The 11,962-nt window shown below is 45.1% G+C and carries 1 protein-coding gene; it reads left to right on the forward strand.

Features of this window, described 5'->3' with window-relative positions; translation table 11 throughout:
• Window positions 1-62: 62 nt before the first annotated feature.
• Window positions 63-11,855: a tandem-95 repeat protein gene (locus tag A587_RS0104870; RefSeq protein WP_017216645.1), complete on the forward strand. Its 11,793-nt coding sequence runs from the start codon at window positions 63-65 to the stop codon at window positions 11,853-11,855.
• Window positions 11,856-11,962: the final 107 nt, after the last annotated feature.

Genomic DNA, 11,962 nt, shown 5'->3' on the forward strand with positions numbered 1-11,962 from the left:
CTTTCTGCGTGTTAGTTTATTTTTCAGTACTGCATTAATGCAGGGAGTTTTAGGGAACCAGTATGAATCGTTCGAGTTTTAATTTTTCGCAGATCACAACCGCGACTAGCCAAGTTTTACATTCTGATGATAGAAAAACTTGGAGAGAGAACAATCAACGCATCCTTCATTTAAATGGTTGTAAGGTACTTACATTTGCTTTAATGGGGTTTTCCGCGGGTTATAGTGTGACTAGCTCAGCGCAAACGTCTAGTTATCAACATCCTGAAAAAGCTTCCAGTGCGCAGATAGGTGAGCCTTTAGAGCCTTCGGTTGAGTTTGATCTCGATGATTTTTTGGCGGGCTCAAAAGCTAGAAACCGTCATAGCCCTGTATTAAAACAAGTGATGAAAGAGCTTGAGCTGTTTTCAAATAATCATAAGTCTTTTATCGGGGATAACGATACTAAAGGTAAAATCAATACCGCGGCTGACGGTGTATGTTATAGCGGTTTTTGCTATGGTGGTCCGAATGATAGACAGGCCTGCACAAGCGATACAGACTGTGCTTCAACACCACTCACGCCGGAGGTAAACGTAACAGGTAATGGTCAGACTATAGTCGACGGAGATGCGACACCCTCAACATCAGATCATACCGACTTCGGCACACATACCTCAGGTGATGCTAACTTAACCCGCACTTTCACTATTGGTAATTCAGGAACTGGGAGTTTGACGCTGAGCGGCTCACCTTTGGTCTCGATTTCTGGTTCTTCTGATTTTAGTGTGACTACGCAACCAGCTAGCAGCGTCTCATCAAGTGGTAGTACAACGTTTGTCGTAACATTAGATCCGTCGAGTGTCGGTGAACAGACCGCAACAGTTTCATTTAATAATAACGATTCAGACGAAAACCCTTATAACTTTCAAATTAAGGCGACGATAGAGGCGGCCAACACAGCGCCAGTGGTCGATTTAGATTCAACAAGTGGTAGTGATGACAGTAGCGCGTCTTTCTCAGAAGCGGGTGGGGCCGTTAGCATAGCTCCAAATGCGAGTGTGACTGAGTCTGATGGTGATACGATAAGCTCAGTACAGATTGAACTAACAAATACGCAGGGAGATACAGGAGAAGGACTATATGTTTCCGCTTCCGCTGTAGATACGTTAAAAGGTACATCAGGATCTTCAGCTTTTGAGGGAGCAAGTACGATTAGCATTTCGAGCCTTACAGCCTCAGCAGCAGAAGTGCAAACGTTCCTACAGGCGATCACTTACAACAACACCTCCAGTACGCCCAACGAAACCGCAAGAACTGTAACTGTTGTTATAAATGATGGCACAGATAATAGCACTTCTCGTACAGCTACTATTTCCGTAAGTAATGTTACTGCTGCGAGCAGTACCGCAGCCGGTTTTAATACAACAAACGGCACAAACTTATCTCCAGCAATCACCTTTACCAGTGACGATGAAACACTGACTATTGCTGACGCTAGCCATATAACGGGTTCAACTGCTGATGGGGGCGCAGGTACCGATACTTTACTTGTTGTGACAGGCTCTAATCTAGCTAACTTTACGTCACTAGCTAATTTCGAAACATTAACCCCAGACAATGACGGTTCTTTAACGCTGACCGAAACACAGCACGAAGCGTTTACCACTATCAATGGCTCAGGTACAAACCAATTTACCATATCTAGCGCTGATGGAGATCAAACCCTAACCGGTGATAGCGATATTGAAACCTATGTGTTAGGTGCTGCAATGAACTTTACCATGGGAGCAGCAGCACAAAATGTGACGGGTAGCAGCGGGGATGACACGGTTAATGTAACCGGGTTTACGCCGTCAGGTATGCTCGCAGCTGGCGCAGGCACAGATACTCTACAAGCAGATAATGGTGCAAACATCAGTGGCGCTACGCTCAGCGGTTTCGAATCACTGACCTTAAGTGATAATGCGTCAGTCACTATGACGGAAGCTCAGCATGACAGCTTCTCAACAATCACAGCAGCGGCAACCGAGACGATTACAATCAGTGATGTGAGTGATGGTTTAACGGGTAACAGTGCAATTGAAACTTATATACTTTCAGCGGCTAACACCTTTACGCTTGGCGCTGCTGGGCAAAGTGTAACAGGCAGTAGTGGTGACGACACCGTAAATGTTGGTACATTCACAGCTAATGGTACTCTAGCAGGAGGCAGTGGTACTGACACACTTTCAATTAGTGATGGGGGAAGTATATCTGGGGCGACAGTGAGTGGCTTTGAAAACCTTTCTGTAGCAACTGGTGGCTCTGCAACAGTTTCAGTATCTCAGTTGTCGTCATTTACTGGTACGGTTTCCGGCGGCGGCACTAATTCTCTAACTGTCTCTGGCAATGGTGATATTACAACGGTTTCTGCGCTTGAAAATTATACTTTATCCGATGATTCAACCAATTCAAGAACGGTGACCGTGAGCAGTGCGGGTCATTCTGTTACTGGTACTTCAACTTCAGATGCAATTACCTTCGATTTAGGTTCGCTTACCTATACTGGAACAATTACTGGCGAAAATACCACTGCCGATACTTTGTCGTTAAGTTCTGGTGCTGATATTACGGCAGCAAGTATAAACGCGGTCAGTAATTTAACGATAGCCTCCGGCGCGTCTGTTTCCATGACAGTAGCTCAACATGAAAGTTTTACTGGTAATATTTCAGCAGCTGGATCAGAAACTATCAATATCTCTGGTGATGGGGATATCACAACTTTCTCTTCGGTTGAAGTTTATAGTGTTGGTGACGATTCTAGCAATACTAGGACTATTACCATCAGTAACGGTACCACTGATGTTTCAGCAACTGCTAATGATGATGCTGTAACGTTTAATATAGGTGGTAGCTCCTACACTGGCGATTTAACTGGCGATCCAAATGTAGCAGACTCCGTTTTAGCCTCAGATGGTGCGGATGTGACTGGAGGTGGATTCTTCAATATAGGAAACCTCAGTCTATCTAGTGGAGCAACTGTTGCGATTGATACGGCCAATCTGAGTGATTTTGCAACAGCGATTTCAGGGGCGGGGGGCAGTGAGACATTAAAACTTATGGATGGTGGAGCATTTGACTTCTCAACCACCTCGGTTTCTGCTATTGAAGGCATTTCAATTGGCACAAATAGCGCGGCAACGATCACCCTTACAGACAACTTTAATGCTGACGGTCAATCGGTGTCGGTTGCAAATGGCAGCGGCAGTGCAATCACGTCTGACCTAGTCATAGACGCTTCTGCGTTTTCTAGTGATGTGTTAGAAATAACGGCAACAGATTTGGATGGTTCTGATACGATCACAGGTGGTAGTGGTGCAGACACTATACATCCCGGCGGCGGTACAGATACCATGACAGGTAACGATGGTAACGATAATTTTGTCGGTGAGCAAAGTGATTTAAATGGTGACACAATAGCCGATCTTAGCATCGGAGATAAGATAACAATTACAGGCGTCACAGGATTATCAACCAGCAATATTCGCTTTAATGGAACTAGTACGCTGGAGATAGATACTAATGCAACCGATTTTTCAGGCGTAGAAATATCACTATCGCTCACAAATTCACCTGGTAGTGATCTTGCATTCACGGTTGCTGATTCTGGCAGTGATACAGTGATCACCTTTGAAGCTGCGAATGATGAGCCTATCTTCAGTAGTTTAAATGGTGGTAATACCTTTACTGAAAATGGAACTTCGATTGCGATAGACAGTGATGTAACCATTGCAGATACTGAGCTTGACGCACTTAATGGCGGAAATGGTAACTATGATGGTGCGTCGCTAACGATCTCACGCTCAGGTGGCGCTAACAGTCAAGATATCTTTAGTAACACAGGATTGCTTGGTACGCTGACTCAGGGAGGCGCACTAAGTTACAATAGTACAGAAGTAGGTACAGTAACAACTAACTCTGCAGGCACACTGGTACTCACTTTCAACAGCAGTGCTACTTCTGCGCTAGTGGATAATGTGCTGCAATCAATTGGCTACGGTAACAGCTCTGAGGATCCAAGCTCATCTGTAACACTCAACTATACCTTTAATGATGGTACGGCAAACAGCACTGGTACAAATCAGGCCGCAGTTACTATTACTCCCGTAAATGATGCCCCTACCGATATTGCATTGACAGCAACAAGCATAGACCAATCGAGTACTGGAACTGCTGCGGACGTGGCGACAGCCAGCACCACAGATGTGGAAAGTGGTGACAGTCATACCTATAGCTTGGTTACGGCTGGCAGTAGTGATGGTGGTACATGTAGCGCAAATACGGGTAACGGCAGTTTCCAATTTTCAGGAGATACGTTACAAACGCAAGCATCAACATCTCCGGGTGACTATGTTATTTGTATTCAAACGAGTGATGGAACCGCAAGTTATCAAGAGTCATTCACGATAACAGTCAACGATGACGTGGCCCCAAATGCGCCATCGACACCAGACTTGGATGCGGCTTCAGACTCTGGGGCTTCAAGCTCAGACAACATTACCAATGACACCACTCCAACTTTCAGTGGTACTGCTGAGAGCGGGGCGACGGTTAAATTATATAGTAATCAAGTAGGTGGAGGCACCGCGGTCATTGGTACTGGCACAGCAACAGGTGGTAATTGGCAAATTACAACGGATCCGTTGACTGCAGGGTTATCACATTCGATTTTTGCGACTGCCACGGATACGAGCACGAACGTAAGTATTAGCTCTAGTTCTTTAAGCGTAACGATCGATAATACAGCCCCTACCGCGCCAAGCACGCCAGATCTGACCGCTGGGAGTGATACCGGCTCCTCAAATGCAGATAACATTACTAATGATACAACGCCCACATTCACAGGAAGTGCAACTACTGGCGATACAGTGACACTAATTTCTGATCTTGATGGCGTTGTTGGCTCAGCCACAGCTGCGGGAGGTGCATGGACTATTACTCCAAGTTCGGCGATGACTAGTGGTACGCACGCAATCACAGCGCGATCAGCGGACACCGCCGGTAATATTACCAATAGCAATAGCTTATCAATGGTCATTGATACGAGTGTTTCAGTGCCTAGCATTACGACTCCAATTGAGGGTGATGGTCAAATTAATGCGGCTGAAGACAATGATGTCTTGATTGCTGGCTCTGGTGCCGATGCTAACGTGACTGTTAGCGTGAGTATTACTGACGGTTCAGCAACGCTGAATCAAAATGTAACTTCCGATGGTAGCGGGAACTGGACTATCAGTGGCAGTGAGTTCAATGTTAGTGGATTTAGTAATGGCGAATTAACTGTATCGGCGACGCAAACAGATTCAGCTGGAAATATCTCTGGTGCAGCAAGTACGACTGTTACATTGGATAATACAGCACCTTCAGCACCGACAATTACGACACCAATTGAAGGTGATGGCCGAGTAAATGCGGCGGAAGATAATGATGTATTTATTGTAGGAACGGGCGCTGAAGCGGGTAATAGTGTAACCGTTACTATTCATGACGGTGCAAATAGTTTTAATCGAACGGTCACTGCGGACGGCTCAGGGGCCTGGACTATAAGTGGCTCGGAATTTGATGTCAGTACGTTTAACAATGGCACATTGACGGTCTCAGCTACTCAAAGTGACGCAGCAGGTAATACCTCAAGTGCAGCTAGCACCACAATCACATTGGATAACTCAGCACCTTCAGCACCTGCGATCACAACGCCTATAGAAGGCGATGATTTAATAAATGCATCAGAAGATAATGATGTTTTGATAGTAGGAACGGGAGCGGAAGCTGGAAATAGCGTAGTTGTCACTATCAATGATGGTGCGAATAGTTTGGATCGTACTGTCACTGCTGATAGTTCCGGCGGATGGACAATAAGTGGCTCAGAATTTGATGTTAGCACGTTTAACAATGGCACATTGACGGTAACGGCATCGCAAAGTGATGCTGCAGGCAATACCTCAAGCGCAGCGAGCACGACAGTCACGCTAGACAACTCCGCACCAAGTGGGATTTCAGCTGCGATTGACCAAGATTTAATCAATGCGGGTAATGAAACTGCATTTAGCTTCACATTAACGGGCTTGGAATCAGCGGGTAGTTTTACTTATGAAATCTCAGACGGTAGCAGTTCAGTAACTAGCTCAAGTGCAATATCTATAACGGGCACTACCCACCAAGAGACCGGAATTAATGTCACCTCATTAAACGAAGGAACATTGACGTTATCTGTTACTGTAACTGATAACGCTGGGAATGAATCGAGTGCGGTAACTGACACTGTCACTAAAAAGTATAACGTTGCACCAGTGCTTTCTGGCACACCAGCAACAAGTGTAAATGAAGACAGTGAATACGATTTTACGCCGACCTTGACTGATTCTGACACAAGCGATACACATACCTTTAGTATTACGAATAGGCCAAGTTGGGCAACGTTTGATCCTCAAACAGGTAAGCTCTCAGGTACTCCTGATGATTCTCACGTTGGCACCACTTCTAATATTGAAATTTCAGTAAGCGATGGTACGGATAGCGATACGCTTACCGCATTTAATATTGAAGTTGTTAATACCAATGATGCTCCAACGGGGCAAAATACTAGCTTCACTATAGATGAAGGCGCAACACTAACGCGGGACTTTAATAATGGCCTGCTGTCACTTGCGAGTGATGATGACCTTGATTCAAACGATAGCCTAACGATAGTGAAAGATACCGATCCGCAATACGGCACGTTAACGCTAAATACAGATGGCAGCTTTAGCTATGTTCATGGGGGCAGTGAGAATCATACCGATAGCTTTACCTATCATGTTGAAGACAGTGCGAATGCTAGTTCGCCTGTGTATACCGTGACAATCAACATGAATGCGGTTGAAGATGCACCAACGGCTGTGAACGATACGCTCACTACGCTTGAAGATGCTTCTAACTCGGTGAATGTGCTTACCAATGATAGTGACCCTGAAAACAACATGGTTGCTTCATCGGTTACGATTAAAACTCAGCCGACTAAGGGACAGCTAAGCGTTAATAATGGAGTAGTGACCTTTACACCAACAGCCAATGCGAATGGTTCGGATTCATTTACTTATACGGTTAAAGATTCGACTCAGGCTGAATCAAATGAGGCAACGGTTAGTATTACTATAACGCCGGTAAATGACTTACCAGTCGCGGCTAACTTTACACCGAATATCGATGAAGACACGCCAACATCAGCATTGGCGGTTAGGGCAAATGCAACGGATGTCGAAGATACCAACCCAACAGGGGCTATTGCGCTTGAGTCTCAGCCAAGTAAAGGCCAAGCAGCAATAGATCTTAATAATGGCACCATTACTTATACGCCAAATGCTAATGAGACGGGGAGTGATAGCTTTACTTACTCGATTCTTGACAGTGAAGGTGGTAAGTCAAATATTGCCACGATTTCCGTTAATATTGGTGCTGTAAACGACCGACCTGTGGCAGGAAATGACACGGTAACAACAAACGAAGATACTGCAACGACATTGGCAATTCTTGCAAATGACTCTGATATTGAAGATCAAGGTTTTGATGGTTCGGATATAGCACTTGAAGATAAAGGCGATGGTGCAGGAAACTACGACCTTGCTACCGTTACGGTTGGTTCGGATGGGGTGCTCGCGATCACACCAAAACAAGACCAAAATGGTACATTGACTTTCACTTACACTATCGAAGATAGTGAAGGGCTGCGCTCTGATCCTGCAACAGTTACAGTCAATATCACAGCCGTTAATGATGCGCCAGTTGCTGTTAACAACACCGCTCAATTACTTGAGGATGGCAACATTGAAATCAACGTATTGGGTAATGACACGGACGTAGATAGTCAGCTCAATGCCGCAAGTGTTGCAATTGTTAGTCAGCCTCAAGGCGGTTCACTGCAAATACTAACGACAGGTAGTATTGTTTATACGCCGAATGCTAATTTCTTCGGAAATGACAGCTTTACTTATACGGTACAAGATGCCGAAGGTTTAGTGTCGAATGCAGCAACAGTCAATATTACAGTGACATCAGTAAATGATGCGCCGTTTATTTCTGGAGTTCCAGCGACGTCTGTTAATGAAGATGTTGCATACAGCTTTACACCGACGGCATTGGATACTGATGGTGATAGTTTAATATTCAGTGTGGCGAACCTGCCAGTATGGGCAAGTTTCAACGATACAACAGGCGCGATTACTGGCACGCCAAGTGAAGGACAAGACGGTACTTATAGCGGCATCGTAATTACGGTGTCGGATGGTCAAGCTGACGCATCCTTGCCTGCGTTTAGCATAGTGGTGAATGCTGTAAATGACGCACCAATTATCTCGGGTACACCATCAACAAGTGTCAAACAAGACGAAGCATACAGCTTTACGCCGACAGCATCCGATGTGGATTCTCAAACATTGACGTTCTCTGTAACCAATTTACCAGCTTGGGCAAGCTTCGATACGTCCTCAGGTAATTTGGCGGGGACACCGACTAGAGATGACGTGGGCACTTACAGTAATATCATCGTGAGTGTCAGTGATGGTGCATTACAAGCAAGTTTACCGGCATTTGAAATTGACGTTGAGCCGGTTAACGCCGCGCCGGTAGCAAACAACATGCAAAGAACGGTGCTTGAAGATGGTACTACGAGCTTCTCGGCAGAGGTTAGTGATGCCGACGGTGATGCATTAACAATTGAGTTAGTGTCGCAGCCACAAAATGGTGTAGTTGAAATTCAAGGTACCGTGTTTAGCTATACACCATTGCCGAACTTTAATGGCTCTGATGTATTTACTTACACAGTGTCAGACGGTGAGTTTAAGTCAAATACGGCTTCAGTCGCGATGACAGTAACTTCCGTAAATGATGCACCTATTGCCGTTGATGACAGTTTCACCTTCGATGCTGTGGCTTCCAATCAGTATGTGCTTCCTGTGTTGAGCAATGACAGTGATCCTGATGGCGGACCGCTCAGAATTATTGGCGCTAAAGCCTCAATTGGTTCTGCGTTCATAGCCAATAACACCTTGACTTACCAAGCTGTGCAAAACTCACAAGTACCAATAGTCGTTACTTATTTGATTGAAGATGATAGTAAAGCGAGGGCAAAGGCAAATGCTAGTATCACGATTAATGGTACGGGCACGGGCAATGCGCCATCAATTACTGCACCGAGTGACTTAACCGTGAACGCAACAGGCCTATTCACCAAAGTGAATCTTGGAACTGCGGTTGCATCAGATAGCTCGGGGAACCCACTTCCGGTATCTTTAGTCAGAGGAATTCCTATCTTCGCGCCTGGTAAACACATTGTTTATTGGCAGGCAACGGATAATCAAGGGCAACAAGCCACTGCGAGCCAGAATCTTAACGTCAACCCTCTGGTGTCACTGCAAAAAGATAGTAGAGTTGCAGAAGATCGCAGTCACTCGATTAAGGTGTATCTAAATGGCCCTGCACCAAGTTACCCAGTAACCGTACCTTATACCGTTTCGGGTTCAGCGGATAGCAGTGATCATGACTTACAGTCGGGTGAAGTCGTAATAAACTCAGGCACGAGTGCTAGCATTAGCTTTAATATATTTGCTGATGGTATAAGCGAAGATAACGAAACCATTGTGATCTCCCTGAGTGACTCAGTAAACCGAGGCGCTAAATCTACTTCAACAGTAACCATTGTTGAGCAGAATGTGGCACCAAGTTTATCGGCCGTTGTGCAGCAAAGTGGTGAAGAGCGTAGCTTAATTACCGCCTCTAATGAAGTGGTTACCATAGAAGCTATAGTCGCTGATCCTAACCCGAATGATCTTGTGAGTGTCAGCTGGCAGCCGGATGCGGCGTTAGTCAATACATCGAATGATCCATTTATCTTTGAGTTTAACCCTGCCAATGTCGCTGCGGGTATTTATAAAGTAAGGATTACGGCTGAAGATAATGCGACGCCAAGTCTGTCAACATCTCGCAATGTCTTTGTAGAAATTGTAGATTCTTTAGCACCGTTGACCGGAGAGGATAGTGACGGTGACTTAATTCCGGATGATCAAGAAGGCTATGCCGATGAGGACGAAGACGGTATTCCTGATTTCATGGATGCGATCACTGATTGTAATGTGGTGCAAGAACAAGCGTTAGAATCTAGCCAGTTCTTAGTTGAAGGTGACCCAGGTGTATGTTTACGTAAAGGCGCTACCGTGCCACAAAATAATACGGGTGGTCTACAGCTGTTGGAATCAGAGCTGCCTTCAGATCCCAATGCCAATAATGCAGGTGGTTTGTTCGACTTTATTGCGACGGGGTTACCACAACCCGGTGATGTATATAGTATCGTGTTACCACAACGCAAACCTATCCCACTTAATGCGGTTTATCGCAAATTAATAGGTGGTGAGTGGCAAGACTTTGTGATTGGAGAAGGTAACGAGTTGCTCTCAACTCAAGGTGAGCCAGGTTTCTGTCCTCCTCCAGGAAGCAACGAATGGAGCGCAGGCCTTAGCGATGGTGATTGGTGTGTGCAACTACGTATTGTTGATGGGGGTCCAAATGATGATGATGGTATTGCCAATGGCAGTATTGTCGACCCAGGTGGAATTGCAGTACCAATCTCAAATAACGCACAACCTGTCGCTAACGCTGATAGTGTGACAATTGTCTCTGGTCAAACAGTTATAATTGATGTGCTCGAAAACGATACGGACAGTGACAATGATACACTTACCATAACGGGGGCGAGTGTCGATTTCGGTGTTGTTAGTATCGAAAATAATCAATTGAACTATACGCCTCCAGCTGCATTTATAGGCAATGCGACTATTCAATATAGTGTGACTGATGGACAGGGCGGGTCGAGCAATAGTACTGCGACAGTTTCTATTATCGCCAATCAACCACCGCAAGTGTCGAATGACACCGCAACCTCAAATGGTGCGCAAATCATTATCGATGTACTTGCAAATGATAGTGACCCTGAAGGCGGAATGTTAAGCATTGTTTCTGCAACGGCAAGCCAAGGTACAGTGGCCATTAACATAGATGGTACGCTGAGTTACACACCAAAAGTTGGGTTTGAAGGTGTTGATACAATTAACTATGTTGTTAAAGATGAGTTTGGAGCTATGGCTGAGGGCCAGGTAAGCGTCACGGTATCAGTTAAACAAGTTACATCTATAACCAATAAGTCCTCAGGGACTATGGGAGGCATGTTGTTACTATTAATCAGCGCGCTGGTACTGCGCCGTAAAAAATCACTTTTACCCGCTTTTGCATTGGTGAGTACGAGTTGTTTATTAAGCACACAAGCACAGGCGAGCAATTGGCAAGTAGAGGCAACACTCGGACAATCTACAGCAGATAGTGAAATTAACGCTTCAGACTTAAACATCGTCAACTTAGATGAAGACAGCAGTAGTTGGTCAATAGGGGCGTTTTATGAATTAGTCCCTAATTGGCAGGTAGGACTTCGCTATATTGACCTTGGTCAAGGAAGCGTGAAGTTTACCGGCTTAAGTGCGGATCCTGAGCAAAGCCAAATGGCTTTGGCGCGAGTTGCCCCGGTGTTGCCTGAAGGTCCTGCATTACAATTCAATTACTCAAAATCATTTGCAGATAAGTTTGTTGGTAAAATGTTCTTGGGTGCGTTTAATTGGGATTACAAGATTAACAGCGTTCGGGATGGTCGATTTTCCACTCGTTACGAAGACAACGGTACTAGCGGTTACATAGGAGGTGGTGTTCATTATCAACTCAGTGAAGCTTTGACATTAGGAGTTGATTTTAGCCACTACTTCATTTCTGCAAATGATGTAAACGACTTAGCACTGAATTTGAGCTATCGTTTTTAAGTTTAACTACAGTTTTAGCATTGCAAAGGCCTCAACTACATGTTGAGGCCTTTTTATATTGAACGCTACCCGTGCCAGTGTGTTTCATGATGGAGACATTTTGATGC

Origin of the sequence: Pseudoalteromonas sp. NJ631 (assembly GCF_000276645.1) — a bacterium.
GTDB lineage: Bacteria > Pseudomonadota > Gammaproteobacteria > Enterobacterales > Alteromonadaceae > Pseudoalteromonas > Pseudoalteromonas piscicida.